This is a genomic window from Paenimyroides ceti, from assembly GCF_030409925.1.
Map to the genome: position 1 here is coordinate 1 of NZ_JAUFQU010000036.1, position 26,704 is coordinate 26,704.

Annotated in this window: 30 protein-coding genes, 4 tRNA genes and 9 pseudogenes; 28 read left to right on the forward strand and 15 right to left on the reverse strand. The window is 34.8% G+C overall.

Going from position 1 to position 26,704, the window contains the following annotated elements:
• Nucleotides 1–212 precede the first annotated feature (212 nt).
• The 24 genes and pseudogenes from ligD to QW060_RS20865 all read left to right on the forward strand — a co-directional run bounded on the left by ligD (nucleotide 213) and on the right by QW060_RS20865 (nucleotide 17,844).
• Nucleotides 213–1,244 carry a non-homologous end-joining DNA ligase gene (gene ligD, locus QW060_RS20760; protein ID WP_290365067.1) on the forward strand — a complete coding sequence of 344 codons (1,032 nt, stop codon included), beginning with the start codon at nucleotides 213–215 and terminating at the stop codon, nucleotides 1,242–1,244.
• Between the two features lie 442 nt (nucleotides 1,245–1,686).
• A complete protein-coding gene (locus QW060_RS20765; RefSeq protein WP_290363346.1) occupies nucleotides 1,687–2,418 on the forward strand; it encodes a DNA-formamidopyrimidine glycosylase family protein in 732 nt (243 codons plus the stop codon).
• Nucleotides 2,419–2,420: 2 nt separating this feature from the next.
• Entirely contained in the window at nucleotides 2,421–2,669 is a 249-nt protein-coding gene (locus QW060_RS20770) for a DUF72 domain-containing protein (RefSeq protein ID WP_290365068.1), read from the forward strand.
• 62 nt (nucleotides 2,670–2,731) lie between these two features.
• Nucleotides 2,732–3,010 carry a DUF72 domain-containing protein gene (locus QW060_RS20775; protein WP_290365084.1) on the forward strand — a complete coding sequence of 93 codons (279 nt, stop codon included), beginning with the start codon at nucleotides 2,732–2,734 and terminating at the stop codon, nucleotides 3,008–3,010.
• Nucleotides 2,902–3,138: a DUF72 domain-containing protein gene (locus tag QW060_RS20780; protein WP_290365069.1), complete on the forward strand. Its 237-nt coding sequence runs from the start codon at nucleotides 2,902–2,904 to the stop codon at nucleotides 3,136–3,138. The genes QW060_RS20775 and QW060_RS20780 overlap by 109 nt, the downstream gene beginning before the upstream one ends.
• Before the next feature lie 284 nt (nucleotides 3,139–3,422).
• Nucleotides 3,423–3,893, forward strand: coding sequence for a hypothetical protein (locus QW060_RS20785; RefSeq protein ID WP_290363344.1), 471 nt, complete (start codon nucleotides 3,423–3,425; stop codon nucleotides 3,891–3,893).
• A gap of 243 nt (nucleotides 3,894–4,136) precedes the next feature.
• A complete protein-coding gene (locus tag QW060_RS20790; RefSeq protein ID WP_290363343.1) occupies nucleotides 4,137–4,538 on the forward strand; it encodes a hypothetical protein in 402 nt (133 codons plus the stop codon).
• Nucleotides 4,539–4,662: 124 nt separating this feature from the next.
• Entirely contained in the window at nucleotides 4,663–7,212 is a 2,550-nt protein-coding gene (gene gyrA / locus QW060_RS20795) for a DNA gyrase subunit A (protein WP_290363342.1), read from the forward strand.
• A 3-nt stretch (nucleotides 7,213–7,215) separates the two neighbouring features.
• Entirely contained in the window at nucleotides 7,216–7,839 is a 624-nt protein-coding gene (locus QW060_RS20800) for a hypothetical protein (RefSeq protein ID WP_290365070.1), read from the forward strand.
• A complete protein-coding gene (locus tag QW060_RS20805) occupies nucleotides 7,836–8,453 on the forward strand; it encodes a tetratricopeptide repeat protein (RefSeq protein WP_290365071.1) in 618 nt (205 codons plus the stop codon). The genes QW060_RS20800 and QW060_RS20805 overlap by 4 nt, the downstream gene beginning before the upstream one ends.
• A gap of 105 nt (nucleotides 8,454–8,558) precedes the next feature.
• Nucleotides 8,559–9,083, forward strand: a complete 525-nt coding sequence (locus QW060_RS20810) for a hypothetical protein (RefSeq protein ID WP_290363340.1) — start codon at nucleotides 8,559–8,561, stop codon at nucleotides 9,081–9,083.
• Nucleotides 9,084–9,294: 211 nt separating this feature from the next.
• Nucleotides 9,295–11,484 (forward strand): glutamine synthetase III family protein, encoded by a 2,190-nt coding sequence (locus QW060_RS20815; RefSeq protein ID WP_290363339.1) that lies wholly within the window; start codon nucleotides 9,295–9,297, stop codon nucleotides 11,482–11,484.
• Between the two features lie 169 nt (nucleotides 11,485–11,653).
• Complete coding sequence (locus tag QW060_RS20820) at nucleotides 11,654–12,661, forward strand: metal-dependent hydrolase (protein ID WP_290363338.1); 1,008 nt, start codon at nucleotides 11,654–11,656, stop codon at nucleotides 12,659–12,661.
• A gap of 3 nt (nucleotides 12,662–12,664) precedes the next feature.
• Nucleotides 12,665–13,428, forward strand: a pseudogene (yaaA, locus tag QW060_RS20825) (peroxide stress protein YaaA).
• Nucleotides 13,429–13,539: 111 nt separating this feature from the next.
• Nucleotides 13,540–14,097, forward strand: a complete 558-nt coding sequence (locus QW060_RS28605) for an aromatic amino acid lyase (RefSeq protein WP_397386116.1) — start codon at nucleotides 13,540–13,542, stop codon at nucleotides 14,095–14,097.
• Nucleotides 14,015–14,587 carry an aromatic amino acid lyase gene (locus QW060_RS28610; RefSeq protein WP_397386117.1) on the forward strand — a complete coding sequence of 191 codons (573 nt, stop codon included), beginning with the start codon at nucleotides 14,015–14,017 and terminating at the stop codon, nucleotides 14,585–14,587. The genes QW060_RS28605 and QW060_RS28610 overlap by 83 nt, the downstream gene beginning before the upstream one ends.
• Nucleotides 14,565–14,825 (forward strand): annotated as a pseudogene (locus QW060_RS28615) (aromatic amino acid lyase). Before QW060_RS28610 ends, QW060_RS28615 begins: the two are co-directional and overlap by 23 nt.
• Nucleotides 14,826–15,057: 232 nt before the next feature.
• Nucleotides 15,058–15,503 (forward strand): annotated as a pseudogene (locus tag QW060_RS20835) (class II fructose-bisphosphate aldolase); the annotation flags it as partial.
• A gap of 25 nt (nucleotides 15,504–15,528) precedes the next feature.
• Nucleotides 15,529–16,379, forward strand: a pseudogene (gene accD / locus QW060_RS20840) (acetyl-CoA carboxylase, carboxyltransferase subunit beta).
• A gap of 181 nt (nucleotides 16,380–16,560) precedes the next feature.
• A tRNA-Leu gene (locus QW060_RS20845) sits at nucleotides 16,561–16,646 on the forward strand.
• Nucleotides 16,647–16,724: 78 nt separating this feature from the next.
• A tRNA-OTHER gene (locus QW060_RS20850) sits at nucleotides 16,725–16,797 on the forward strand.
• 9 nt (nucleotides 16,798–16,806) lie between these two features.
• Nucleotides 16,807–16,892: transfer RNA gene (locus QW060_RS20855), tRNA-Leu, on the forward strand.
• A gap of 61 nt (nucleotides 16,893–16,953) precedes the next feature.
• Nucleotides 16,954–17,039: transfer RNA gene (locus QW060_RS20860), tRNA-Leu, on the forward strand.
• A 103-nt stretch (nucleotides 17,040–17,142) separates the two neighbouring features.
• Complete coding sequence (locus QW060_RS20865; protein ID WP_290365072.1) at nucleotides 17,143–17,844, forward strand: GIN domain-containing protein; 702 nt, start codon at nucleotides 17,143–17,145, stop codon at nucleotides 17,842–17,844.
• A 71-nt stretch (nucleotides 17,845–17,915) separates the two neighbouring features.
• On the opposite strand, the gene QW060_RS20870 is transcribed toward QW060_RS20865, so the two are convergent.
• On the reverse strand, nucleotides 17,916–18,146 hold the full coding sequence (locus QW060_RS20870; protein WP_290365073.1) for a hypothetical protein: 231 nt from the start codon (nucleotides 18,144–18,146) through the stop codon (nucleotides 17,916–17,918).
• On the opposite strand from QW060_RS20870, the gene QW060_RS20875 reads away from it, so the two are divergent.
• From QW060_RS20875 to QW060_RS28620, 3 genes are all read left to right on the forward strand, one after another.
• Nucleotides 18,124–18,303 carry a hypothetical protein gene (locus tag QW060_RS20875; protein WP_290365074.1) on the forward strand — a complete coding sequence of 60 codons (180 nt, stop codon included), beginning with the start codon at nucleotides 18,124–18,126 and terminating at the stop codon, nucleotides 18,301–18,303. The two genes, QW060_RS20870 and QW060_RS20875, sit on opposite strands and share 23 nt — an antisense overlap.
• Nucleotides 18,304–18,320: 17 nt before the next feature.
• Nucleotides 18,321–18,677 carry a GIN domain-containing protein gene (locus tag QW060_RS20880; protein ID WP_290365075.1) on the forward strand — a complete coding sequence of 119 codons (357 nt, stop codon included), beginning with the start codon at nucleotides 18,321–18,323 and terminating at the stop codon, nucleotides 18,675–18,677.
• Nucleotides 18,678–18,831: 154 nt separating this feature from the next.
• Nucleotides 18,832–19,014 (forward strand): hypothetical protein, encoded by a 183-nt coding sequence (locus QW060_RS28620; protein ID WP_397386118.1) that lies wholly within the window; start codon nucleotides 18,832–18,834, stop codon nucleotides 19,012–19,014.
• Nucleotides 19,015–19,121: 107 nt separating this feature from the next.
• On the opposite strand, the pseudogene clpX reads toward QW060_RS28620, so the two are convergent.
• From clpX to QW060_RS20920, 8 genes and pseudogenes are all read right to left on the reverse strand, one after another.
• Nucleotides 19,122–20,324: pseudogene (gene clpX / locus QW060_RS20885) on the reverse strand (ATP-dependent Clp protease ATP-binding subunit ClpX).
• A 17-nt stretch (nucleotides 20,325–20,341) separates the two neighbouring features.
• Nucleotides 20,342–20,945 (reverse strand): annotated as a pseudogene (locus tag QW060_RS20890) (ClpP family protease).
• 140 nt (nucleotides 20,946–21,085) lie between these two features.
• Nucleotides 21,086–22,406 (reverse strand): annotated as a pseudogene (tig, locus tag QW060_RS20895) (trigger factor).
• Nucleotides 22,407–22,513: 107 nt separating this feature from the next.
• On the reverse strand, nucleotides 22,514–22,780 hold the full coding sequence (locus QW060_RS20900; protein WP_317623221.1) for a phage holin family protein: 267 nt from the start codon (nucleotides 22,778–22,780) through the stop codon (nucleotides 22,514–22,516).
• A 103-nt stretch (nucleotides 22,781–22,883) separates the two neighbouring features.
• Entirely contained in the window at nucleotides 22,884–23,234 is a 351-nt protein-coding gene (locus tag QW060_RS20905) for an SGNH/GDSL hydrolase family protein (RefSeq protein ID WP_397386119.1), read from the reverse strand.
• Nucleotides 23,135–23,482 carry a hypothetical protein gene (locus tag QW060_RS20910; protein ID WP_290365077.1) on the reverse strand — a complete coding sequence of 116 codons (348 nt, stop codon included), beginning with the start codon at nucleotides 23,480–23,482 and terminating at the stop codon, nucleotides 23,135–23,137. The genes QW060_RS20905 and QW060_RS20910 overlap by 100 nt, the downstream gene beginning before the upstream one ends.
• On the reverse strand, nucleotides 23,472–23,888 hold the full coding sequence (locus tag QW060_RS20915) for a hypothetical protein (protein WP_290365078.1): 417 nt from the start codon (nucleotides 23,886–23,888) through the stop codon (nucleotides 23,472–23,474). Before QW060_RS20915 ends, QW060_RS20910 begins: the two co-directional genes overlap by 11 nt.
• Nucleotides 23,889–23,902: 14 nt before the next feature.
• Nucleotides 23,903–24,124: a hypothetical protein gene (locus QW060_RS20920; protein ID WP_290365079.1), complete on the reverse strand. Its 222-nt coding sequence runs from the start codon at nucleotides 24,122–24,124 to the stop codon at nucleotides 23,903–23,905.
• Between QW060_RS20920 and QW060_RS20925 the strand changes: the two genes are divergently transcribed.
• A complete protein-coding gene (locus QW060_RS20925; RefSeq protein WP_290365080.1) occupies nucleotides 24,117–24,254 on the forward strand; it encodes a hypothetical protein in 138 nt (45 codons plus the stop codon). The genes QW060_RS20920 and QW060_RS20925 overlap by 8 nt on opposite strands.
• On the opposite strand, the gene QW060_RS20930 is transcribed toward QW060_RS20925, so the two are convergent.
• From QW060_RS20930 to QW060_RS20955, 6 genes and pseudogenes are all read right to left on the reverse strand, one after another.
• On the reverse strand, nucleotides 24,238–24,453 hold the full coding sequence (locus QW060_RS20930) for a hypothetical protein (RefSeq protein ID WP_290365081.1): 216 nt from the start codon (nucleotides 24,451–24,453) through the stop codon (nucleotides 24,238–24,240). The two genes, QW060_RS20925 and QW060_RS20930, sit on opposite strands and share 17 nt — an antisense overlap.
• A gap of 106 nt (nucleotides 24,454–24,559) precedes the next feature.
• On the reverse strand, nucleotides 24,560–24,697 hold the full coding sequence (locus QW060_RS20935; RefSeq protein ID WP_290365082.1) for a hypothetical protein: 138 nt from the start codon (nucleotides 24,695–24,697) through the stop codon (nucleotides 24,560–24,562).
• Nucleotides 24,678–25,438 (reverse strand): annotated as a pseudogene (locus QW060_RS20940) (OmpP1/FadL family transporter). Before QW060_RS20940 ends, QW060_RS20935 begins: the two are co-directional and overlap by 20 nt.
• Nucleotides 25,375–25,635, reverse strand: a complete 261-nt coding sequence (locus tag QW060_RS20945) for a hypothetical protein (RefSeq protein ID WP_290365083.1) — start codon at nucleotides 25,633–25,635, stop codon at nucleotides 25,375–25,377. The pseudogene QW060_RS20940 and the gene QW060_RS20945 overlap by 64 nt, the downstream one beginning before the upstream one ends.
• A 194-nt stretch (nucleotides 25,636–25,829) precedes the next feature.
• Nucleotides 25,830–26,578, reverse strand: a pseudogene (locus tag QW060_RS20950) (alpha/beta fold hydrolase).
• 33 nt (nucleotides 26,579–26,611) lie between these two features.
• Nucleotides 26,612–26,704, reverse strand: a 93-nt coding sequence (locus QW060_RS20955) for a pyridoxine 5'-phosphate synthase (protein WP_290365086.1), incomplete at its 5' end; no start/stop codon positions are given.

The following is a 26,704-nucleotide window of genomic DNA, read 5'->3' on the forward strand; positions in this document are numbered from 1 at the left end:
ACCGAACCAAAAGGTTCCAGAAAGAAATTCGGAGCTCTGATACTTTAAAATACTTCAAAGGAGAAATGGTTTTTTGTGGTCATACCGGGGGAGGTTTTAACGATACATCACTTTCAGAAATATATGAAAAACTAAAGCCATTGATTACTAAAAAAATCTGTATTTAAAGTCACGCCCAAAACCATACGAAACCCACCTGGGTAAAACCAGAATTGGTCGCTGAAGTTAAATATACCGAACTAACCAAAGATCATATTTACCGACATCCCATTTTTCTGAGACTTCGTGATGATATCGAATCTGATGATGTAGCCTTCGGTACGGAAAAACAATTAAAAAATGAAACTATGAAAAAAGCAGAACCTCAGAAAAGAAGCGGAAAGGATGATGTGGTAAAGAAAATTGGAAATAAGGAGCTGAAACTTACCAATCAAAATAAAATCTATTTTCCTCATGATGATATAACTAAGGGAGATGTTATTACGTTTTATCAGAGTATTTCACAATATATTCTTCCGCATCTTAGAGCACGACCGCAATCTATGAACCGCTATCCGAACGGAATTGAAGGGCTTAGTTTTTTTCAGAAAGATGCTTCCGAAGAAACACCTGAATGGATAGAGACACAAAAGGTGTTTTCTGAAAGTTCCGACAAATATATCAATTACATCATCTGTAATGATAAGGCAACTTTAGCCTATCTCAACAATTTAGGCTGTATTGAGTTAAATGTTTGGACCAGCAAAATCCAGAAGGCAGACCATCCGGATTATCTGGTTTTAGATCTAGATCCGTCAGAGAAAAATTCATTTGAAGACGTAATAGAAACCGCACAGACCGTAAAAGAAGTATTGGATCTGGCAGGAGTAGAAGGATATCCGAAGACATCGGGAAGTTCCGGTATTCATATTTATATCCCGATGAATGCTAAATATTCTTATGAACAGGTAAAAGATTTCGGACATTTACTTATGCAGATGGTTCACCAGAAACTACCAGATTTGACAACATTAGAAAGGAGCCTTCAAAAAAGAGATAAAAACAAAATATATCTCGATTATCTGCAAAACAGATCTGGGCAGACGTTGGCAAGTGTTTACAGCTTGCGTCCGAAAGACGGTGCTCCGGTTTCAATGCCATTGGAATGGAACGAAATTAAAAATGGGCTTAAGCCAACCGATTTCAATATTTATAATGCATTGGATCGGATAAAAGAAAAGGAGATATTTTTAAACCCACTTTAGGAAAAGGCATTGATATGCTCAAAGCTATAAAAAAACTTTCGTGAAAAAACAGATTAAAAGAAGGAATAAAAATTGTATTAAAATTATATCAATTTAAAATTTAGAGCTATGAATAAGGATAGAAAAAAAATTCCGGAAATGACAAAAATAAAAATACAAGTCCAACCGATATCAAAGGAAAAGATAGTAATGAAGCTAACCAGACCAACTCAGGTGCAGGTGGTTCTCCAATAAAAGAAGGAAGTAATTTACTGCCGGAAGATACTGATAAAGTCGATGATCAGAATACAAAAAAGGAGAACGCAAAAAGAAAGGATAACTCTGAAAAATAAGTTATTATCAGATGCTTATGGCATTTTAAAAAAATAAAGAAGATTGTGTTCAGTTGTTTTAGATCTCTGGACTTAATTTTCAATAATCACAAAACTAAACAACTCAACTCATGCCAGAAGGACCAAGTATTGTTATTGCAAGAGAAGAAATGACTGTTTTTATCGGTAATAAAGTTGTCGAAGCAACCGGTAATGCTAAAATTGACATGGACAGAATACAAGGAAAGATGCTGACAGATGTTAAATCATGGGGTAAGCATCTGCTACTTTGTTTTGATGATGTTACAGTCCGCATTCATTTTTTGCTTTTTGGCAGTTACCTCATAAATGAAACAAAATCTGCAACAGTGCGCCTTGGACTTCTTTTCAGAAACGGACACATTAATTTTTATGCAGCTTCGGTAATGGTATTGGATGAGAGTGCAGATGCTCTGTATGATTGGTCTGCTGATGTTATGAGTGACAAATGGAATTCTACTGCAGCTCTCAGAAAACTTGCAGATAATAAAGAAGAGCTCATATGTGATGCATTACTTGATCAGGATATATTTTCGGGTGTAGGTAATATCATCAAAAATGAAGTTTTGTATAGGGTAAACGTACATCCAAAGTCATTAGTTGGAAAAATGCCATTAGAAAAGCTGAAAGAAACTATAAAACAGGCAAAAATATATAGTTTTGACTTTTTGAAATGGAAGAAAAAAAATGAACTTAAAAAACATTGGCTGGTACATACAAAAAAAGAATGCTTGCAATGCGGTCAGCCGTTAATTAAGGAGTATACAGGAAAGAAAAAACGCAGAAGTTTCTTTTGTAAAACTTGCCAAAAACTATATAAATGAGTATGACAAAATTTTACGTAGGATGTTCAAGTTTTGCTACATCATCTTGGAAATCGGTGTTTTATCCGGATGATCTTCCCAAGAAAGATTGGTTTGCGTACTATTGCAATTATTTTAATACTTATGAATTCAACGGTTCCTTTTACCGGTTTCCTGCTGTTTCCGATTTACAAAAATGGTATGACAAAACACCCGTCGATTTTACTTTCAGCATTAAAGCTCCAAAAATAATAACACATATAAAAAGTTAGTAGCTTGTGAACAAGAAATAGATGATTTTTATACCATAATTTCTGAAGGATTATCTGATAAACTGGGATGTGTGCTTTGGCAGTTTCCACCTGGTTTTGTTTACAGCGAAGATAATTTGAACAAGGTTGTAAATGCTTTAAATCATCAGTTTAAGAATGTAGTAGAATTTAGACATAAGAGCTGGTGGAATCATTTAGTAATAGAAAAATTGCAAAGTAAAAATGCAGTATTTTGCAATCCAAGTTTACCGGACTTTTCGAACAAACTATTAAAAATAACAACTGTGGATACTTTCGGCAACATGGCGTACCAAAATTATTTTACTCTGAATATTCATTAACAGAAATAGAAAAACTTTATAATCAGATCCTTACAAAAGGGTATGACGAAGTATATGTTTATTTCAACAATACTGCCTCTACGGCAGGTATTATTAATGCTTTACAGTTTATAAAATTGATAAAGTAATAATACTTCTGTTGCTGTATTTAATACATTATCTTCAAAGATGGTATTGCATTACTTTCTTTTGAAATCAAATGTGCTGGGTAGACTTTACTTCGCGGTGAATGTCTTATATTTTAGATTGAATGACCTGATTATGCATTTATGTTTTTTTTATTTCGGTGTTACTGTATAGAATATGTTTATATTCACAAATTGTTTAACAAACTGAAATATAAAATAGCTTTAGGTAGGCTTCCTCTGTTTGACCACAATAAAACATTTAACGAAAATATTAAATAAATTGTATGGAAAAAGCATTCAAAGAAATACAGAAATATCCAGGAAGTTCTTATATCCTGATCGTACCCTTATTAATCGTTCTGATGCTTTTCGTTTTTTCAGTAGATGTTTGGTTTCAATTATTTTTAGGATCGATTGTATTGGTATTAGCTTTATCATTACTCTACGTTTTTACAGCTCGTTTTATAATTGAAATAAACAGTTCAGGGGTTTCTTATCAGGTAACACCATTAGGTAAAAAACAGTATATTTCCAAAAACGATATCACAAACATAGAAGTAATTAATCTTGATTTTATTGGAACATTTGGGGGTTGGGGAGCAAGAAAAAGAAAAGGTAAAAAAGCATATATTTTTAACGATGGGGATTTTATATTTATCAAAACATCAGAAATGAGTTATTATTTCTCAATTAAAGACAGCACTGTCTTTTTTGAAAGGATTCCACACTATTTTGTTGATCATACTGCTCAATAATCTGATGGTTTAAAGCCTCTCCTTAGGAGAGGTTTTTTATTTGATAGTAATCACGATAAAATTATTGATTAAATAACTCATCTGAAATGAGTATCTTTGCAGTTGATTTCTATTGAATAGGAGATAAAGCATTATTTAGCATAAGCAAATTTCATGTAAAAGAGATGGATTTTTTACTATTGCTGCCTCAAAAGACATGTAGCTGAAACACGTTTAAAGAAATCGTATTATATACAAAAAGAAATGAATACTTTGGTTAAAGAGATACATCAATATCACTTTGAAGTGTGTGAAGAGTTGCAGTTTGAACTGCAGGAAAGAGTGAGTGAAGAGCGACAGGTTATTATTCATTTTTCTGTTTTGGCAACAGATGAAGAAGATGCTGCCAGAATATGGAAATCTACTTTTTTGATAGATTCCGTTACAGGCATTCGTTATCCGATGTTGTTCGCGGAAGGGATTTCAATAGCGCCTGAGTGGACGATTATTCCTAAAAACCGTCCGCTCCATTTTACTTTAATTTTTAAAGGATTGCCGCAACGCTGTAAACGATTTGATTTGTTGGAAATGATTCCCGAACCCGGCGGATTCGAAATGCGCAATATCCACAGAAACACCTCTGATGTTTATTTTGTAGAGATGTAATCTCATCGTAAACATACCTCAAAATACTGTTGAAAACTAATTTATAGCGGATTAGGGAAATCGTCCCAAATAGCGTATATTAGCACGTTTAAAAAAATTTGATTCAATTTAATTAAAATATAATATGTCTGAAGGAGAAAAATTAATTCCTATTAACATAGAAGATGAGATGAAATCAGCCTACATCGATTATTCGATGTCTGTGATTGTTTCTCGTGCACTTCCTGATGTTAGGGATGGATTGAAGCCAGTACACCGTAGAGTTTTATTTGGTATGTACGAATTGGGTGTTGCAGCCAATCGACCACATAAAAAATCAGCCAGAATTGTAGGAGAAGTATTGGGTAAATACCACCCACACGGAGATTCTTCTGTATATGATGCAATGGTACGTATGGCTCAAGACTGGAGTTTAAGATATCTTTTAGTTGACGGACAGGGGAACTTTGGTTCTGTAGATGGTGACAGCCCGGCAGCAATGCGTTATACGGAAGCAAGAATGAAAAAAATTGCGGAAGAAATTTTAGCTGATATTGACAAAGAAACAGTTGATTTTCAGCTGAACTTTGATGATACGTTAGAAGAACCAAAAGTAATGCCTACTAAAATACCTACACTTTTGCTGAACGGAGCTTCCGGTATTGCAGTAGGGATGGCGACGAATATGGCGCCACATAATTTAAATGAAGTAATTGACGGTACTCTGGCTTATATCGATAACAATGATATTGAAATCGATGAACTGATTCAGCATATTAAAGCTCCTGACTTCCCTACTGGTGGTATTATTTATGGTTATGAAGGAGTTCGCGAGGCTTTTAAAACGGGTAGAGGACGTGTTGTAATGCGTGCAAAAACCAATTTTGAAGAAGTTGACGGACGTGAGTGTATTGTAGTTTCAGAAATTCCTTATCAGGTAAATAAAGCAGACATGATCAAAAAAACTGCTGATCTGGTAAACGAGCATAAAATAGAAGGTATTTCTACTATCAGAGATGAATCTGACCGTAAAGGGATGCGAATTGTCTATGTTTTAAAACGTGATGCGGTGCCAAACATCGTATTGAATATGTTGTTTAAATATACACAGTTGCAATCTTCTTTCAGCATCAACAATATTGCTTTAGTAGATGGTCGCCCTCAATTATTGAATCTAAAAGACCTGATTCATTACTTTGTAGAACACCGTCATGAAGTGGTTACCAGACGTGCTGAATACGAATTACGAAAAGCAGAAGAAAGAGCTCATATTTTAGAAGGACTTATTATTGCTTCTGATAATATTGATGAAGTAATTTCTATCATTCGCGGATCTAAAAATGCTGATGAGGCAAGAGAACGTTTGATTGAGCGTTTTGCTTTATCAGAGATACAGGCAAGAGCTATTGTTGAAATGAGATTACGTCAGCTAACAGGTCTTGAACAAGAAAAACTGAGAGCTGAATACGATGAAATCATGAAGCTGATTAATCATTTGAAAGAATTATTGGCAAGCAAAGAATTGCGAATGAATCTGATCAAAGAAGAATTAACAGAGATTAAAAATAAATATGGTGATGAACGTCGTTCGCAGATAGAGTATGCAGGTGGAGAGATGAATATTGAAGATCTTATCGCTGATGAACAGGTAGTAATTACTATTTCACATGCAGGATATATCAAACGAACTCCGCTATCAGAATATAAAACGCAAAACAGAGGCGGGGTAGGACAAAAATCTGCAGGAACCCGTGATCAGGATTTCCTCGAACATATGTATGTTGCTACGAATCACCAGTATATGTTATTCTTTACTCAGAAAGGGAAATGTTACTGGATGCGTGTTTATGAAATTCCGGAAGGAAGTAAAACGAGCAAAGGTCGTGCTATACAGAATCTTATCAACATAGAAAATGATGATAAAGTAAAAGCATTTATCTGTACGCAGGATTTAAAAGACGAAGAGTACATCAATAATCACTTTGTTATTATGTGTACCAAACAAGGACAGGTGAAGAAAACGCCATTAGAGCAGTATTCAAGACCACGTCAGAACGGAATCAACGCCATTACAATCAAAGAAGATGATGAGCTTTTAGAGGTAAAACTTACTGACGGAAACTCTAAGGTATTAATCGCGGGCAGATCCGGTAAATTAGTTCGTTTTGATGAAGCGAAAACACGCCCGATGGGAAGAACTGCTTCTGGTGTAAGAGGTATTACCCTTGCCAACGAAAAAGACGAAGTAATCGGGATGGTTTCTGTAAGCGATCTGAGCAGCGAAATATTGGTAGTTTCTGAAAACGGATATGGTAAACGTTCTTCTTTAGATGAATATCGTGAAACCAATCGCGGTGGAAAAGGAGTTAAAACAATGAACATCACCGATAAAACGGGTGAGCTTGTCTCGATTAATGCCGTAACGGATAATGATGATTTGATGATCATCAATAAATCCGGGTTGACCATACGTATGCGCATTTCAGATTTACGAGTTATGGGACGTGCTACACAAGGTGTTCGTCTGATTAACATTAAAGGTAATGATTCCATCGCTGCAGTTGCTAAAGTAATGAGAGAAGAAGATGATGAAGAAATACTTTTGGATGCAGAAGGAAATATCATCAGTCCGCAAATTCCCGAAGTTTCTCCAGAAGACGCTTCTACGGATGAATCGACAGATATAATAGAATAAAAAATGAATATACGATTTTTAACGCTGGGAATGATATTTTTATCATTCCCAGTTTTTTCACAGAAAGACGAGCTTAGAGAAGCTGAACGTCAACTTAAGAGAAATAATTTGCAGGAAACCACAGCAGCGTTAAAAAAAGCAGAAGCAGTATTGGCCTCTGCGACCGAAGATCAACAGGCACAGTACTACTTTCTGAAAGCAAAAAATGAATTGGCTCAGGCGGACAGCGGAACTGATACGGAAAAAAATATTACTGATGCTATTGATTACTTTAACAAGGTACAGGAAATTGAGAATGCTACTAAAAGCAAAAAATATTCTGTTCAGGCTGATCCATTGATGAATCAGCTTTTATCGGATATTGTTAATAATGCCATCAATGATAATAATTCCGGAAATTTTCAGACAGCTTCTAAAAAATTTGAACAGGCCTACACGCTTAGCAAAAAGGATACATCTTATCTTTTTTATTCGGCGAATGCAGCTGTAAATGCAAAAGATTATGATTTTGCAGAAAGTAAATACAAAGAACTCTTACGGTTGAATTATACAGGAAAAACAAAATATATACAGCTGTTAACAAAGCCACAGGAAAAATTCAATCTTTTGGCGGTGATAAAAAGATGAGAGATGTTTTGCTGAGACATAATACCTATGTCAATCCCGGAGAAGTATTCGAAGAATCTAAAAAAGGAATGATCCTGAAAAACCTGGCTTTTATACTCATGGGAAAGGAAAATTATTCAGAAGCTGAAGCCTATATAATTCAGGCTTATAAAGAAAATCCGGATGATACAGATGTATTAATCAGTATGATGAATTTATATCTGGAAACAAACCGACGGGATAAGTTTGAAGAAGTTGCTTTAAAAGCTTTGCAAAAAAATCCGGAAAATGATGTGTTATTATATAATATGGGAGTAGTGCATCTTAATAAAAATGAAGATGCATCTGCAAAAGAATACTTCGAACGCACGATAGCTGTAAATCCTAAGAACATTAATGCGTATATCAATCTGGCGAATATTGTATTAAAGTCTGATGCAGAAATTACAGGACAAATGAACAGTTTAACAAATACCAGATCCAATCAGAAAAAATTTGACGAATTAAAGCAAAAGAAAAAAGAAATTTATGATGCTGCATTATCGTATCTGAAAAAAGCAGAAAGTGTTGATCCTAAGAATGAAATGATTCAGTCAAACATAAAAGAATTGAATAATTTTCTGATGAATTATTGAGCATTTTAGTAGTTTACAAGCAAAAAAAAATAAAAAAAAATTTTTTTGGCACAATAAATGCTTAATGCATTTCAACAGTTATAATAAATTTTAAAAATATAGATTATGAAAAAGATAGCTTTACTTTTTTCGGCAATGGTTGGATTAGCTTCGTTACAAAGCTGTGAGTTCAATGATGAAATTGTACAACAGGATATTTTTTTAGCTGAGGTTTTTGAAGTAACAACAACATTCACTCCAGGAAATAATTATGCAAGCACCTTTAATTTCAGTAAACCAAGTTATGAAGGTGATACTGTTTTAATGTACATTTTATGGGAACAATCAAACGGAGCAGATGTATGGAGACTGGTTCCGCAAACGGTTTACCTGACAGGTACAGATCAGATCTCTTACAATTATGATTATACTCGTAATGATTTCAGAGTGTTTTTACAGGGGAATTTCAATTTATCTCAATTAACAAATGAGGAATATCAGAATTATGCCGTAAATCAAACGTTCAGAGCTGTAGTTGTTCCTGGTAAATTATTACAAGGTAAAGGAGTTTCTACTGTAGATTACTCAGATTATAATGCTACGATCAACGCTTTAGGATTGCAAAACGCAACCATTAAAAAGTTGAAGTAACAGATAATAAGATTTTAAAAAAGAGCACTATTTAGTGCTCTTTTTTGTTTGTTATAAGTTGTGTTATGGTGTAAGTAAGGGGGGGGTATTTTATTTTGATTGCTTTTTTTTGATTTGACCCCTAAAAAAATAGGGGTGATTTGTTATTTGTTTTAAAAAATAATTAATTTTGTAGAGTTATTTATCAAAACAACACCTAAAAAAGTAGTATATGGCATCAATCCGTTTCGAAGCGCTGAAAGCAGCAAGTAATCGAACAACAGTAATGGTAGAAGAGTTACCCCGTAAATCAGAAATTTTCGGAAGTAATGTTTTTAATGATAAATCAATGCGTCAGCATTTGACCTCTGAAGCATATAAAGCCGTAAGGTCCGCAATAGATCATGGAACAAAGATTGATCGCAAACTGGCAGATTTTATTGCTTTAGGGATGAAAGAATGGGCTATTTCTAAAGGTGTAACACATTATACCCATTGGTTTCAGCCATTAACGGGTACTACTGCAGAAAAACATGATGCGTTTTTTGAAACCTCTTTTGATGGTTCTGACCCAGTAGAAAAATTCGGAGGAAGTCAGTTGGTACAGCAGGAGCCGGATGCTTCTTCATTTCCAAACGGAGGAATTAGAAATACTTTTGAAGCAAGAGGTTATACCGCATGGGATCCTACATCGCCGGCATTTATTTTTGGAACGACCCTTTGTATTCCTACAGTCTTTGTATCTTATACAGGAGAAGCTCTTGATAATAAAGCACCTCTGTTAAGAGCTCTTACAGCTATTGACAATGCGGCAACTGATGTGGCTAAATATTTTGATAAAAACGTTAAAAAAGTAACTCCAACTTTAGGATGGGAGCAGGAATATTTTTTAATCGACAGTTCACTGGCAGCTTCCCGACCTGATATTTTGCAAACAGGAAGAACGTTATTAGGGCATGTTTCTGCTAAAGGACAGCAATTGGAAGATCATTACTTCGGATCTATTCCATCTCGCGTATTAAACTATATGCGTGATCTGGAAAATGAATGTATGTTGTTAGGAATTCCGGTAAAAACCCGTCATAATGAAGTAGCTCCTAATCAATTTGAGCTGGCACCGATCTTTGAAGAAACTAATTTGGCTGTAGATCATAATTCATTATTGATGGATGTAATGCAAAAAGTAGCAGAACGCCATTATTTCAAAGTATTGTTTCATGAAAAACCATTTAAAGGTGTAAACGGTTCAGGAAAACATAATAACTGGTCATTGGCAACAGATACGGGTATTAATCTTTTATCTCCGGGAAAAACTCCGATGAGTAATTTACAGTTTCTTACCTTTTTTATCAATACGATCAAAGCAGTTTCTGAATATGAAGAGCTTTTGAGAGCCTCTATAGCATCAGCATCAAATGATCACCGTCTTGGAGCAAACGAAGCTCCGCCTGCGATTATTTCTGTATTCATAGGACAGCAACTGACCAGAGTACTCGAAGAACTGGAAGGGGTATCAAGCGGAAAATTATCTCCGGAAGAGAAAACGGACTTAAAATTAAATGTGGTTGGTAAAATTCCGGATGTATTATTAGATAATACAGATCGCAACAGAACATCGCCTTTTGCCTTTACAGGAAATAAATTTGAATTCAGAGCCGTTGGATCAACTGCCAACTGTGCTACTTCAATGACAACCTTAAATTCGATTGTTGCAAAGCAGCTGATCGATTTTAAAGCACAGGTAGATGCTTTAATCGAAAAGGAAAATCTTAAAAAAGATGAGGCCATTTTTAACGTATTAAGAGAATATATTAAAGAAACTAAAGCTATTCTGTTTGAAGGAGACGGATATAGTGATGCATGGGAAGAAGAAGCGGCTAAGCGTGGATTATCTAACCATAAGACAACTCCAGAGGCTTTAAAAGCAAAAATATCACAAAAATCATTAGATCTTTTTGAGCAGTTGAATGTAATGAGCAATACGGAAGTACATGCACGTTATGAAATTGAACTTGAAGAGTATGTGAAAAAAATTCAGATCGAGGGACGCGTTTTGGGAGATATTGCCCGTAACCATGTGATTCCTACAGCTATTAAATATCAGAATACGCTTATTGAAAATGTAAAAGGCCTTAAAGAGATTTTTGGAGCAGATTTTGAGTCTGTGGCGAAAGAACAAATCATTATTATAAAAAAGATTTCAGGTCATATAGCAGCTATTAATGAAAACGTACATGCTATGATAGATGCGCGTAAAGCAGCAAATGCTATGGATAGTATTGAAGATACTGCTTACGAATATTGTTTTAAAGTAAAACCATTTTTTGATATCATTCGCCATCATGCCGACAAGCTTGAATTGGAAGTTGATAATGAAGTGTGGACTTTGACAAAATACAGAGAATTGTTATTTACCCGATAATATTTATTTCTAAAATAAAGATTGCCTTTTCATTTGTAAATGGAAAGGCAATTTTTTTGGAATATTTTCTTTAGTTAATGCAGAAACTCCTGTTTTTAAACCGTGTAAGCCATTTTTAATCCGTATTTTTATACTTTATTAATTGAATACTGTATTTCTAACCTTGTAAATGGATTCTTTTACACAAATAGTATTAGGTGCAGCTGTTTCCAATGCCGTATTAGGAAAAAAAATAGGAAACAGGAGTTTGCTTTACGGAGCCATAATCGGAACCATTCCCGATTTGGATATTATTGCAGGTAAGTTTCTTAATGATCCTCTACAGGCTATTGAAATTCACAGAGGATTTTCCCATTCAATTGTTTTTTTTATTTTACTCTCTTTAATTTTGGCTAAAGGGATACAGTTTGCTGAGAAAAGAGTGCATATTTCTTACCGAATGGCTTTTAGTGCAGTATTTCTCATATTGTTTACCCATTCTTTATTAGATATATTTACAACGTGGGGAACCCAAATCTTTTGGCCGTTGGAAGAAAAAATAGCTTTAAAATCTATTTTTGTAATAGATCCTTTATATACATTACCCCTTTTGTTTTTTTTATATTTGTCTGCGCGTTTACCGAAATATTCCAGGAAGAGATATCGTAGAAATACAGCAGGTTTAATCTTGAGCACATCTTATCTTTTAGTGACATTAGTGTTGCAGGCTGTTGTTTCCAGTAAAGCTGCCGATCAATTGAAAAATGAAAAGACAGCTTATATAAAAATACAGGCAAAACCCGCAGCTTTTACTGCTGTTTTATGGAATATTATTGCAGAGGACGATGATTTTTTCTATTTATCGGATTATTCCTTTTTGGATACTCAGCCTATACAATTCAAAAAATATCCTAAAAACAAAGTATTGATAAAAGATATAGAAAAAGATGCTTCTGTACAGCGATTAATTCGTATTTCAGAAAATCAATATACTATAACACAGGATAGTGCAGGCGTATTGTATTTCAATGATTTGCGTTTCGGTTTATTAAAAGATGATCCGGATGACATACAGTTTGCGTTCTCTTATAAAATAATAAAGAAACAAACGGGCGTTGAAATACATGAAGTAGCGAAAAAGCGTAGAGACGGCGTACAGTTGATAAAAAAAATAATCAGTAGAATAAAAGGAAATTAATCAATGAAAATACTTATTTCACCTGCAAAATCATTGGATTTTGAAAGTACATTACCCACTCAGGAATTTACGAAAATCAAGTTCATCAAGGAGTCTAAAACGATACATACTGCATTAAAAGAGAAAACGCCTAAAGAACTCAGCGATCTCATGGCTATTTCAGATAAGTTAGGCGAGCTGAACTGGCAGCGTAATCAAGAAAGAAAGTATCGCTTTACGCAAACCGGAGCTACAGTAAGACAAGCTGTTTATGCCTTTAACGGTGATGTGTATACGGGTTTAGATGCGTATACATTACCGCTAAATAAAATAGACTTTTTACAGGAAAATGTTCGTATTTTATCGGGATTGTACGGCTTACTAAAACCTCTTGACCTTATAGAGCCTTATCGGTTAGAAATGGGGACAAAATTACCGTTGGTACATCAAAAAACCTGTATGATTTCTGGAAACCAGCTCTTGTAAAAGAATTAAATACACAAATGAAAAGAGGTGAGGAGCTCATAAACCTCGCCAGTAAAGAATATTTTTCTGCCGTAGATACAAAGCTTTTAAAACATAACGTGATTACACCTGAATTTATGGAATATAAAGACGGTAAGCTAAAGATCATCAGTTTTTTTGCAAAAAAGGCAAGAGGTTTAATGGTTCGGTATATCATTGATCATTCAATTGACAAAGCAGAAGATATCAAATCATTTAATATAGAAGGTTATCGATTTGACAGTGCACTAAGCACTGAAAACAAATGGGTATTTACCCGATAAGAAGATAATAGTATTAATTTACTGACTATTTCGTAAAATTATTTTACAGCAGCTATTTTTATTTGCTTTTGAGGTAATCTTTGCGGAATTTTGACAAAAAAATTAAAAATCATGGATAACGTTCATTATATAAGTTCTGATATTTTTTCTATAGAAGAAATAAACACATTATTAATTGAAGATAAAAAACTCGCTTTGTCTGAAGAAGCAACTGCAAAAATTGAAAAATGCAGAAACTATTTAGATGAAAAAATGAAAGAGCATAAAGATCCGATATATGGTATTAACACAGGTTTTGGCTCACTGTATAACGTAAAAATATCGGATGAAAACTTATCAAAGCTACAGGAAAACCTGATGAAATCTCATGCCTGTGGAACAGGACCGGAAATTCCTCAGGAAATTGTGAAAATTATGCTTTTGTTGAAAATCCAATCTTTGAGTTATGGAAATTCAGGAGTTCAGCTAAAAACGGTCGAGCGTCTTATTGACTTTTATAATAATGATATACTTCCTATAGTATATGAACAAGGTTCGCTGGGGCTTCAGGAGATTTGGCTCCTCTGGCTCATTTGTCTTTACTTTAATCGGAGAAGGAGAAGTATATTATCAGGGATTTCGCCAGCCTGCCGGAAAAGTTTTGGAAGCAAATGGCTGGAAACCAATTGAGCTTCAGTCAAAAGAAGGATTAGCTTTGTTAAACGGTACACAGTTCATGAGCGCATACGGATGCTATGTATTGTTAAAAAGTCGTAAGCTTGTCTATCTTGCAGATGTTATCGGTGCCATTTCTTTAGAAGGTTTTGATGGAAGAATTGAACCATTCAATGAATTGATTCATTTGGTAAGACCTCATAAAGGGCAGGTTGTTACAGCAGAATTCTATAGAGATTTACTGGAAGGCAGCGAACTTATCAAACAACCTAAACAGCACGTTCAGGATCCGTATTCTTTCCGTTGTATTCCTCAGGTTCATGGAGCCTCTAAAGATGCGATCGATTATGTAAACAAAGTTTTTAAAACGGAAATTAACTCGGTGACAGATAATCCGAACGTATTTTATGATGATGATCTGATCATCTCCGGAGGCAATTTTCATGGTCAGCCCTTTGGCATTAGCGTTGGATTTTCTGGCAATGGCTTTGGCAGAGATTGGTAATATATCTGAAAGAAGAACGTATCAGCTCATATCCGATTACGAGGTTTACCACCTTTTTTAGTGAGCAAATCCGGGATTGAATTCCGGTTTTATGATTCCTCAGTATACCGCTGCAAGTATTGTAAGTCAAAACAAGCAATTAACGGTTCCTGCAAGTACGGATAGTATTGTGTCCAGTAACGGACAGGAAGATCATGTAAGTATGGGAGCCAATGCGGCAACGAAAGTATGCGTGTAGCAGTTAATCTTGAACGTATTCTTGCCATTGAACTTCTCAATGCTACACAGGCTTTGGAATTCAGAAGACCATTAAAGTCAAGCCGTTTATGAAAGTTTTGTGAAAACATATCGGAAGAAGTACCAGTGGTAACAGAAGATAGAATTTTACATTATGACATTGAAAAAACATTGCGATTTTTTCATTCGTTTCAGTTAGATTAAGATATTATGAAATTAAAACTGTGTATTTGAAAGTTTCTCCAAGATTTACAATCGCAGCAGCTTTTGGAAATGTACATGGGGTTTACAAACTGGTAATGTAAAACTTACTCCTAAAATTCTTGATAATTCTCAAAAATTCATTGAGAAAAAATACAATACAATCTCCAACCCTATTGATTTTGTATTCCATGGCGGATCTGGTTCTACTCTGGAAGAAATCAGAGAGGCCATTTCATACGGAGTAATCAAAATGAATATCGATACCGATCTTCAGTTTGCCTTTACAGAAGGCGCAAGAGATTATGTTGTAAATAACATTGAATATTTAAAAACACAAATAGGAAATCGGAAGGAGAAGAAGTTCCTAATAAAAAATATTACGATCCCCGTAAATGGCTTCGTGAAGCAGAATTAAACATTTAATAAAAGATTAGAACAAGCTTTTTCCGATTTAAATAATGTGAATACATTATAACACTAAAAAGCGTAAAACAGTACATATGGCGTGGTTTAAAAGAACACAAAAATGTATTCAGACACCAACAGAAGAGAAAAAAGATACTCCAAAAGGTTTATGGTACAAAACTCCTACTGGAAAGGTAATTGAAGCAGACGAATTAGCAGAAAATCTATGGTAAGCCCGGAAGATGATTATCATGTTCGTATCGGTAGTAAAGAATAATTCCAAATTCTTTTTGACGACAATAAGTATAAAGAATTATTTGAAAAGATTGTATCTAAAGATCCTTTGGAATTTTTTGACACAAAAAAATATAGTGACCGATTAAAAGAAGCTCGGGAAAAAACCAAATTGAAAGATGCGGTACGTGTAGCTGTAGGAAAATCTAAAGGTGAAGATTTGGTGGTAGCATGTATGGATTTTGCCTTTATCGGAGGTTCAATGGGAGCTGTTGTGGGTGAAAAAATTGCCGAGGTATTGACTATTCTATACAGAACATATTCCTTTCGTGATGATTTCAAAATCCGGAGGTGCCCGAATGATGGAAGCTGCTTTTTCTCTTAGCAAATGGCTAAAACATCTGCTAAATTAGCGCAACTGGCTAAAGCAAAAATTCCTTATATCTCTTTATGTACAGACCCTACTACAGGAGGTACAACTGCTTCTTATGCTATGTTGGGAGACATTAATATAGCTGAACCAGGAGCTCTTATTGGTTTTGCAGGTCCGCGTATTGTAAAAGACACTACAGGAAAAGAATTACCGGAAGGTATTTCAGACGTCAGAATTTTTATTAGAACACGGCTTTTTAGATTTATTACACACAGAAAAAAACTAAAAAACAATATCAATATGTACCTCGATCTTATTCTCAATCGACCAGTACGTTAATAACAGAGCATCTCCGTAAAAGAGATGCTTTTTTTTACATACTCCCTTTCTTCATTATCAATAAGTTAAAAAATAGTTCGTCATTTATCATGGCTTACAGGTTGATTAATTAAAAAATCCTTTATATTTGCACTCGCAATACGAAAGTTAGCACAAAACGTTGACCCTAAACTGTCAATATGCTTGAGTGGTGGAATTGGTAGACACGCTGGACTTAAAATCCAGTGAGCAGTAATGTTCGTGCGGGTTCAAGTCCCGCCTTGAGTACAAAAAAAAATAAAAATTATTATTGCAAATACAAAAATTACATTTTATATTGCACTCACAAAAGTTCTTTAAAAAAATGCGAAAATGCTCAGTTGGTAGAGCGCAACCTTGCCAAAGGATGAGGTCGCGGGTTCGAACCCCGTTTTTCGCTCAAATTAACGCTCGAGTGGTGGAATTGGTAGACACGCTGGACTTAAAATCCAGTGAGCAGTAATGTTCGTGCGGGTTCAAGTCCCGCCTTGAGTACTAAATAAAGCCTTATTTTAATAAGGCTTTATTTTATAAAACGTTAATTTAATCCTCATTCGCTCGAGTGGTGGAATTGGTAGACACGCTGGACTTAAAATCCAGTGGGTAGTAATGCCCGTGCGGGTTCAAGTCCCGCCTTGAGTACTAAAGAGAGATTTTTAATTAAAAATCTCTCTTTTTTTATTAGAATCTCACTATTTTTTTTCATTCATCTCATTTTTATATAATAAATTGCACAAAAAACAATATGAAAAAATTATTACACCTGATGCTTCCTTCTATTCTACTCGTTGTAATAAGTTGTAACTCAAAAAACAACCGCAATAATTCTCCTACTGAGATTATTATTTATAAAATGCAGTCTTTTGAAAATATTGTCAATAAATCATTTGCAAATATTGAGATATCCGACGAAGTACCCGAAGATGAAATTCATCTGATCGGGAGTAAAAGACTTATTGAATCTTTAAACAAAACTGTAGATATTAACACCTTATATCTTGAAAATTCAAGAGGCATCGTAAATATTGACAACGCTGACTATCTGGTTGTAAAAATCAATCACAGTCATTTAAAATCGATTATATTGGACGGAATAGGATCAATCAAAGGAATGAAAGATCAGACAAGTCCTGTATTGAGAATCAAAGTTAATGTTACCGGAAGTATTGAATTACCACTTAACAATGAAAATACCGATATTGTGATCGATGGTATCGGCAGCATTACGCTTACCGGAAAAACAAATCATTTATCGACAAAAATTAATGGTACTGGTAATCTTAACGCTGAAGAATTACAGTCCAACACAAGCCTGAACGATATTTCCGGCATCGGGAATGCTTCTATTTGGTCTACACAAAAGATCAATGTGACCATCACAGGTATTGGCAATTTAGAATACAAACCAAACCTAACCTCATCATTACCTCTTCTATTGACGGCCTAGGAAAAGTAAAGGAACGTAAATAATTATTTACAAATTTAAAAATAGTTTAACGACTATGTTTTCGTTAGTTTTTATCCATCAAAATAGCCATGGGAACACTTGTTATAAGCATTAAAGAAAACGGAAAATATAAATATACCTACAACAACAGAAAGGGGAATACGATATTTACAAGCAACAGTTTTACACATAAATCTCAATGTTTTAGTGATATAAACGTTATTAAAAATCATTTTGCCGTATTGAATTTCATGAAATTTTAAAACACCTTCCGGAAAAATGTTTTTCAAACTGGAACTCAATGGGTTTATTTTAGGAAACAGCAGAAAATTTACCACTCCTTTATTAATTGAGAAAGGTATTGCCGATTTTAAAAAGAATTTTGTAAATTCGGAAGTATTAGATTTCACAGATAATATCTTTGAAGAAATACCATTTGATAACCCACAAACTCTATAATATGAAATATATTTATATTGTTTTTAGCAGTAATTTCAACCCAAAACACAATTGCTCAGAGAAAAGTCAAGGGAAATGGAAATGTAATTAAAAAAGCGCGCAGAGTACCTGTATACGACAAAGTAGCCATTAACAGTGACTTTGAAGTAGCTTTGTTAACTAACGACTATAACAAAACGATTTCGGTGAGCGGAGATGCCAATCTGCATCAATTGATTGAGACAAAAGTTGTAGACGGAACTCTGATTATCAACAAAAAACCAGGCTTTGAAATTCTTTCTTCTAATGCACCGCTAAAAGTTTCTATTACAAGCAAAACGATTAAAGAAATCTCTGTAGAAGGTAGCGGAAAGTTTTACAATTTAGGACTATAGAAATTCTTAATTTTAAATTCATCAATAAGGGAAGTGCTGAAGTGGTTTTACGATTAAAAACGGATGAACTGAGCATAGATCAGCAAGGAAGCGGAAACATTGTTTATCAGGCAACTCGAATACCGTAAAAATCAACCAAAACATTTCCGGTAATATTGACGCTAAAGATTTATCTGCCTTTTATACCGAAGTTGAGGCAAAGGGTTCCGGAAATATTTACTCTAATACCATTAACGGTATTGACGGATCAATAAACGGTTCAGGGAATCTGTATCTAAAACACACCAAAACCATTAATGTAAAACAAAACGGAAGCGGACAAATACTGAAGTATTAATCTTCTTTTTTAAACAGATCAAAAATAAAAGAACCGAAATGAATATTTCGGTTCTTTTATTTTTATCAAACAGTAAGCAATCAGACGGTAATATTCTAAACGGTTCATCAGATTCTGTTCAATGCATTTTCTGCAAATTCTCGATCTACTTCCAACACATCAATTCCCGTTCCAGGCAATTCATACATGGATCAGTCAGAATAGCTTCACAAAGAGAACGAAGACCACGAGCCCCTAATTTTATATTCCAATGCCTTATCAACAATAAAATCAAGCGCATCTTCAGTGAAACTCAACTTTACATCATCCATCTCGAATAACTTCTGATATTGTTTTACTAAAGCATTTTTAGGCTCAGTAAGAATAGAACGCAAAGTAGATTTATCAAGCGGATCCATATGAGTTAATACCGGCAAACGACCGATGATTTCATGAATAAGCCCAAAATCCTTTATGTCTTTAGGAATGATATATTGCAACAGATTTGCCTGATCTACTTTACTCATATCTCTTGAAGTACCGTATCCGACAGCCTGAAAGTTCATTCGTTTAGAAATGATTTTTTCAATACCATCAAAAGCACCCCCTGCAATGAATAAAATATTCTGAGTATTTACCTCGATAAATTTCTGGTCAGGATGTTTACGTCCTCCTTTTGGCGGAACATTTACCACAGACCCTTCCAACAGCTTCAATAAAGCCTGCTGAACACCTTCACCGGAAACATCTCTGGTTATAGACGGATTATCACTCTTACGAGCGATCTTATCAATCTCGTCTATAAAAATAATACCACGTTCTGCTTTTCTACATCATAATCTGCAGCCTGTAAAAGTTTAGTCAGAATTCCTTCTACATCTTCCCCTACATACCCCGCTTCAGTCAGTACTGTTGCATCTACAATCGCTAACGGAACATTAAGCATACGAGCAATTGTTTTTGCTACCAATGTTTTTCCGGTACCGGTTGCCCCACAACAATAATGTTACTTTTTTCAATTTCAACATCATCATTGCTTTCTTGCTGTAACAATCGTTTGTAATGGTTATAAACAGCAACTGACATTACTTTTTAGTTTGCTCCTGACCAATTACATACTGATCGAGAAAAGCTCTTATTTTTACTGGTTTTTCAAGCAATACTTCGTCTGCAAAAGCTTTACCATGGTTGTTCTTGATTTCCTCAATCACAATTCCATGTGCCTGTTCTACACAACGATCACAAATATGAGCATCAATACCTGCAATCAGTATTTGCGTATCTGCTTTTGTACGTCCACAAAATGAACATTCGTAACCTTCATTTTTCATTCTCTTTTCCTTTCGGATTATTCTCTTATTAATACTTCATCAATCATACCGTACTCCTTAGCTTCATCTGCCCGTAACCAATAGTCACGCTCAGAGTCTTTATATACCTTCTCATAAGGTTGTTTAGAGTGTTTCGCGATAATCTGATATAATTCTTCTTTTAATTTCAACATTTCTTTCAGGTTGATTTCCATATCAGTAGCAACTCCCTGAGCACCTCCTGAAGGCTGGTGGATCATTACTCGCGAATGCGGTAAAGCAGAACGTTTTCCGTCTGCTCCTGCACACAATAATACAGCTCCCATAGAAGCAGCCATACCTGTACAGATAGTAGCAACATCTGGTTTTACAAATTGCATGGTATCATATATTCCCAATCCTGCATAAACACTTCCTCCAGGCGAGTTGATATAGATACTGATGTCTTTTGATGCATCAACACTTTCCAGAAATAATAACTGAGCCTGAATGATATTAGCTACGTAATCATCTACTCCTGTTCCTAAAAAAATGATTCTATCCATCATCAGACGTGAAAAAAACGTCCATTGATGCAATATTCATAGGACGTTCTTCAATAATATAAGGCGTCATGCTACTCACTATCTTGTCATAATACATACTATTTATTCCCTGATGCTGAGTCGCGTATTTTTTAATTCTTTTCCGAAATCCATAAAATTTTTATTTTTTATATGTTAAAAAAAATGAGTGCCGAAAGCAAATTCCGACACTCAAATTTAATTATTTTTTTCGAGATATTATTCCCCGTAAGATTCCTTTATGAAATCTTTATAATTTACATCTTTCGTTTTTACGTTTACTTTTTCAGCAAATAATTTCACCATTTTTTCGTTCATTAATTGCTCAGAAATACGTTTTACTTCTTCCTGATTAGATAATACTCTTGAAACAATGTTTTCTACATCTTCTTCGGAAGGCTCCATTTGTCCAAACTGAGCCATTTGATCTTTGATCAGGTTTGAAGTATAGTCTTTTATTTCGTCAAAAGTAATCTGTAATTCATTTTCAGTAATGATTTTACCTTCAATCAGCTGATAACGAAGTCCTTTTTCTGATTTTCATATTCTTCAGCTGCCTGTTCTTCCGTTAAAAGGAGTTTCACCTACTGTTTGTAACCATTTTTTAAGGAATGTTTCAGGTAAATCAAACTTTGTTTCTTCTACTAAAAATTCAACTACATCATTTGTAAATTTTTGATCTGCCTGTTGAGCAAACTGTTTTTCAGCATCTTCTTTGATTTTTTCTTTTAATTCTTCAACTGAAGTTACCTTTCCTTCTCCAAATAATTTATCAAAAAATTCCTGATTTAATTCTGCTTTTTCAGTAGACGTTACTTCTTCAATTGTAAAATCTACATCAACTTCCAATCCATGAACCTTATCATGATCAACTTTTAATGTATCCATTAATTTATGATCATCTTCAAATAATCCTTTTGTATTTAGAGTAACAACATCCCCTACTTTTTTTCCAATAAATTTCTTTTGATTGGTTTTAGTACGGATATCTTCTAAATTCAAATTGAATTCAGCATTGATTCCTTCTGCTTCGTTTACAGCTTTTACACGTACTGCATCTCCTTCTTCAACTTTGTCTTTTGCTGTAACCTTACCATATTGTTTCTGAATAAATTCAACCTGCTCCTCCAACATAGCATCATCAGCAACAATATTAAATTTAGTTATCTTATTTTTTGCTCCCAAATCAACTGTGAAATCAGGTGCTAAACCTAATTCAAATTCAAAGCTTAGGGTGTCTGCATCCCAATTAATATCTTTTGCAACTGGTAATGGATTTCCTAAAATATCGATTTTTTCTTCTGTAAGATATTTATTCAAATTATCTTGAAGTAATTTATTTACTTCTTCAAACATTACAGCTGTTCGTACTGTTTTTTCACCAATGACATTGGTACTGCTCCTTTACGGAACCCGGGAATAGTAGCACTTTTTTTATAGTTTTTTAAAACTGCTTCAACATTTCCCTGAAAATCTTCTTTGCTAACTCAATTGTGATGATGGCATTTTGAGCATCAACATTATTTCTTGTAATATTCATTTTTGGATAATTTACATACTAAAATTGGCTTGCAAAAATAAATCATTTTTGCAAGCCAACCAACTTTTTAAGTATTTGTAATTCAAATATTAATAAAAAAGTGTTTTTTAGCTTTGAGCAGACAAACCTCCTACTAATGACTGTACAAATGACAGAATCAAACTAAAGAGTAATGCGTACCAAAAACTTTCTACATGAAAACCATTAACAAAATAAGCACAAAGCATGATGATAATAGCATTGATTACAAAAGAAAACAACCCTAAGGTTAAAATGGTAATCGGCAAAGAAATAATCTTAAGGATTGGACTCACAAAAATATTGAGTATTGCCAGAACAATAACTACAATAATAGATGATCCAAATCCATCCACACTTACTCCGGGTAAAAAATTAGCTAATACATAAACGATAATAGCGGTTACTAAATAAACTGATTAAAAATCTCATAACATTTTTTATTGGGTTAAACATTCATTAATTGGAAGGAACCAATTTCGGTCCCTGATAATCGGCAACATTCACAAACGGAATTCTTGCTTTATAATTTTGATTGATTACTTTAATAATCTCATTAGCGACAAAAGCATATCCTCTTGAGTTTGGATGTACACCATCTAATGAAAACATTACAGTATTCAAATTTCCTGTTCCTTTAAAATAGTCAGCTGTATATATCTGACCATCAGAATTTCTCAAACCGGCAACCAGATCATTCATTATTCTGTTCATATCCGCCACCGGAATGTTTTTTGAAGCGGCAATCTGACGTATGATCTGATTAAAAGCTTTGTAGCTTCTGTAATAGCCTGTTGCTCTGAAGGCAATAGTACCAAAGCATCTCCTAAAGGATATGTCACTCCAACAACTCCCAAAGTTTCCGGCACACCTGTTGGTAAAGTAGTGGTTTTACCTATAGCACTACTTGCTGTAAGTAAAATTAAATCATTTTTATTCGCTTGTCTTACCTGACCGAAAGTAGCTCCGAGGTAACCTGCAAAGGGAGCCAATTCCGGTACCTGAGAGGCTACAGCTGTTATCTGTGCAGAAAGATTAGGTAATGTTTTAATCAACAATAATAACCGGGTTAGCAGAAGTTGTACTTAAAAGTTCAATTCTGTCTCCGGCTCCAACAGCTGTTAAGATCGCTTTCATAGGGCCATATAAACTCTGATTGATGGTATTAATCCCTGCTGTTTCTCCTAAAGCTGCAACTGATAAAGGATTATACTTAACAGTTGTAAAATATGGAATAGAAGTTACTGACGGTATAGTTGCTACCACTCCTTTTGCACCGTTGGCCGTGAGTGTGTTCATGATAGTGGCATACACCTGTGCGAACACATTCGGGTCAGTAATATCATCTGAACCATAGGTGGCCGGATTAGTATTCCCTTTTTGATCTACTCCCGTCCCACCAGACAACGCATAAGCGAGTACATCATTTGATCCGATCCAGTTAGTAAAAAAGGTAGGATTCATAGACATCGCATCTGCTAAACATTTGTTGTAGGAGTTGTTGCATGCCGTACAAAATACGGATTTGCTGTTTTTGTAGCCAATCCCTGTAAATTTCCATAACCGGCAGCCAGCAAATGAAAAGATTTTGCTCCGGGAATTCCCATATTGTTATAGGCTTTTTGCTGTAGTTTTGAAATTTCTATTGTTGGTGTTCCTGCTAAATTTTGAGGCCCTCCGGTAGACATATTAATGACCATTCTGGTAAGTGTCTGTGGAGTTCCCATTAATATTAATCCACCTAAATCATTTACGTCATCTTCGTATGAAGGTTGTGTAAATGTTCCTCCTCCAACTAATTTAAATTGTTTTGCTAAAATATTCGGATAAGAATTATTTTGCCCGATCTGAAAACAGTACCATCCATATATCCGGCTGTAAGAGAATTTCCGATAGCGACATAGGTGGTAAAATCTGCTTCTCCGTTTGTATACGTTCCGGCATTGATTTCATCTTTAAACTCCGGTTCACATGATACCAAGCCTAAACCTAAGGCTAAAAAAGGTATATATAAAAATTTATTTTTCATTTTGCGGGGTTTTAAAAGTTATAAGATAATCCCAATCCGAATGAATAGGCATTTGATTTATAAGTACCTCCAAAAGAAACATCATTGCCGTCTTCTTTATAGTGGTCTATGAATTATCGATTTCCTGAAAATGCAAATAGGTGGCAGCAAAGTCAATTCCCAATTTGGGAGTGATGCGGTACGTAAATCCGAAAGTTCCTGCCATAGAATCATTCCGCGGAGTTTCAGGAGCAAAAATATCCATTTTGCACAGGGCTCTCATCATAATAAGCACCTGCTCTTACAGAGAGTTTATCATTGGGCGTAAACTGCATTCCTACTCGATAAGTACTGGAATTTTTATAGTTTCTCGGATTAATTGAAGCAGGGATGTTCGGATCTGCAAAATAGATATTCAACGATTTATAGGCATTCCAGTAGGCAAGATTGTAATCTACTGCTGCAAGCCATTTTTCATTTATTTTATAAGAAAACCTACCGTTAACTCTGCGGTAATGGCATCGTAGCATCAAATTTTCCGTCTTTATATATCGCTTGTGCAAATGCGGAAGATCATGAAAAGTTGCATCTCCGTTTTTAGCTTCAACATCGATCTGAGAGCGATAATTGACACCAAAAGTGACATAATCATCTAATTTAGCATCAAACCAAGGTTATATCCCCAAGCAGAAACGCCTGCTGCTTTTACAGTAATATCAGAACGATTTCCGTTTTCATCAGTTAAACTACGGCTAAGGTTTCTATTGAACTCCACCCCACCATTTACATAGATTATTCCAGCTCCGATACTTACATCTTCAGTTAATTTAAAAGATAATGTAGGTTGAACAAAAATAGCTTTTAAATCAATATTATTGACCAAGTGTGATCCTTCCCAGTCTTGATCCCAGTCAACAGCACTTCCATAAGGTGAATACACCGCTACACCAAAAGCAAAACGGTCTGAGAATTTGTAATTGGCATACACATAAAACGGCGTACCCATATTCTCTGATTTATTTTGCCAATTAAAAGTAGTATTCTGGAATTTTGTATTCGAGAATAATGCGTTGCTCCTGCAGCAAAACTAAAACGGTCATTAAGAAAAACACCACTGGCCGGGTTAAAAAAGATACTTTCTGCATTCTGACCAATCACAGCAACACCCGTATGTCCCATAGCAAGCTGTCGCTGTCCCTGCATACTTATCCGATAACCACTGCAATGGCGGTAGATGCCATCAAAGACATTACAGATATAGATAAAAGTTTTTTCATGTCCTACATTTTAACGTTCATACTCAAATTTAAAAAAAATTATGATTTTTTAAACAATTTATAGTTAAAATATACAACTAATTACGACAACAAACTAATACTAAACCACTTAACTCCTATTTAAGACTTTTCTATAAAATCAATGGTTAATTGGTAAAATTCATCCGGATTTTCGGCATGCAGCCAATGCCCTGCATTGCTAACTGTTTGTATCGTTGCATTTTTAAAATGCTTCGGTATAAGAGTTTCATCCTCTTTTGTGATATAATTAGATTGTTCACCTTTGAGAAACAAGGTTGGACCATCATACCTCTCATCTTCTTTTAAAGCTTCACCAATAGCCCGGTCATCCGCATTAAAAGCAGCCAAATTAAATCGAAACGCTAATTTATCAGGTGTTTGTCTGTAAACATTTTTCATAAGAAATTGCACCACTCCTTCATCATCAATATACTCCCGTACCTTATCTTCAATTTCAGTACGAGTAGTCTGAACTGTAAAGTCTACTGCATTAAGTGCTTGCATAATGGACTGGTGATGGGGTTTATATCCTTTCGGTGACATATCAGCAACAATCAGCTTACTTACCAGATCAGAATGATGACACGCCACTTTCATTGCCACTTTTCCACCCATAGAATGCCCCATAAGAAAAACATCTGTCAACTCATTGTGTTGACAATAGCGCACTACATCTTCCATCATTACCTCATAGTTAAACTCATCTGCATGAAACTTCTTCCATGATTCCTCAAATCCAACACATGTACCTGAAGTGAGGATTCAGCATATTTCCCGGAGAGGGTTTTCCAGTTATCTGACATTCCTAAAAAACCATGTAAAATAATCAATGGTTTTCCTTCACCTATAACTTTTGATTACAGCATTTCCATTATTTCAATTTAATTAAGATACATATTAACCACATTTTCTATTCCGAGATAGATAGACTCCGCTATTAAAGCATGTCCAATAGAAACTTCCAAGAGATCCGG

What these genes read in the sequence shown, in the direction of transcription:
- QW060_RS20765 (WP_290363346.1), top strand. Translation starts at nt 1,687, where the DNA reads ATGCCAGAAGGACCAAGTATTGTTATTGCAAGAGAAGAAATGACTGTT.
- QW060_RS20770 (WP_290365068.1), top strand. Translation starts at nt 2,421, where the DNA reads ATGACAAAATTTTACGTAGGATGTTCAAGTTTTGCTACATCATCTTGG.
- QW060_RS20785 (WP_290363344.1), top strand. Translation starts at nt 3,423, where the DNA reads ATGGAAAAAGCATTCAAAGAAATACAGAAATATCCAGGAAGTTCTTAT.
- QW060_RS20790 (WP_290363343.1), top strand. Translation starts at nt 4,137, where the DNA reads ATGAATACTTTGGTTAAAGAGATACATCAATATCACTTTGAAGTGTGT.
- gyrA (WP_290363342.1), top strand. Translation starts at nt 4,663, where the DNA reads ATGTCTGAAGGAGAAAAATTAATTCCTATTAACATAGAAGATGAGATG.
- QW060_RS20800 (WP_290365070.1), top strand. Translation starts at nt 7,216, where the DNA reads ATGAATATACGATTTTTAACGCTGGGAATGATATTTTTATCATTCCCA.
- QW060_RS20805 (WP_290365071.1), top strand. Translation starts at nt 7,836, where the DNA reads ATGAGAGATGTTTTGCTGAGACATAATACCTATGTCAATCCCGGAGAA.
- QW060_RS20810 (WP_290363340.1), top strand. Translation starts at nt 8,559, where the DNA reads ATGAAAAAGATAGCTTTACTTTTTTCGGCAATGGTTGGATTAGCTTCG.
- QW060_RS20815 (WP_290363339.1), top strand. Translation starts at nt 9,295, where the DNA reads ATGGCATCAATCCGTTTCGAAGCGCTGAAAGCAGCAAGTAATCGAACA.
- QW060_RS20820 (WP_290363338.1), top strand. Translation starts at nt 11,654, where the DNA reads ATGGATTCTTTTACACAAATAGTATTAGGTGCAGCTGTTTCCAATGCC.
- QW060_RS28605 (WP_397386116.1), top strand. Translation starts at nt 13,540, where the DNA reads ATGGATAACGTTCATTATATAAGTTCTGATATTTTTTCTATAGAAGAA.
- QW060_RS20865 (WP_290365072.1), top strand. Translation starts at nt 17,143, where the DNA reads ATGAAAAAATTATTACACCTGATGCTTCCTTCTATTCTACTCGTTGTA.
- QW060_RS20875 (WP_290365074.1), top strand. Translation starts at nt 18,124, where the DNA reads ATGTTTTTCAAACTGGAACTCAATGGGTTTATTTTAGGAAACAGCAGA.
- QW060_RS20915 (WP_290365078.1), bottom strand. Translation starts at nt 23,888, where the DNA reads ATGAATCCTACCTTTTTTACTAACTGGATCGGATCAAATGATGTACTC.
- QW060_RS20925 (WP_290365080.1), top strand. Translation starts at nt 24,117, where the DNA reads ATGACCATTCTGGTAAGTGTCTGTGGAGTTCCCATTAATATTAATCCA.
- QW060_RS20920 (WP_290365079.1), bottom strand. Translation starts at nt 24,124, where the DNA reads ATGGTCATTAATATGTCTACCGGAGGGCCTCAAAATTTAGCAGGAACA.
- QW060_RS20930 (WP_290365081.1), bottom strand. Translation starts at nt 24,453, where the DNA reads ATGAAAAATAAATTTTTATATATACCTTTTTTAGCCTTAGGTTTAGGC.
- QW060_RS20935 (WP_290365082.1), bottom strand. Translation starts at nt 24,697, where the DNA reads ATGGATATTTTTGCTCCTGAAACTCCGCGGAATGATTCTATGGCAGGA.
- QW060_RS20945 (WP_290365083.1), bottom strand. Translation starts at nt 25,635, where the DNA reads ATGCAGGGACAGCGACAGCTTGCTATGGGACATACGGGTGTTGCTGTG.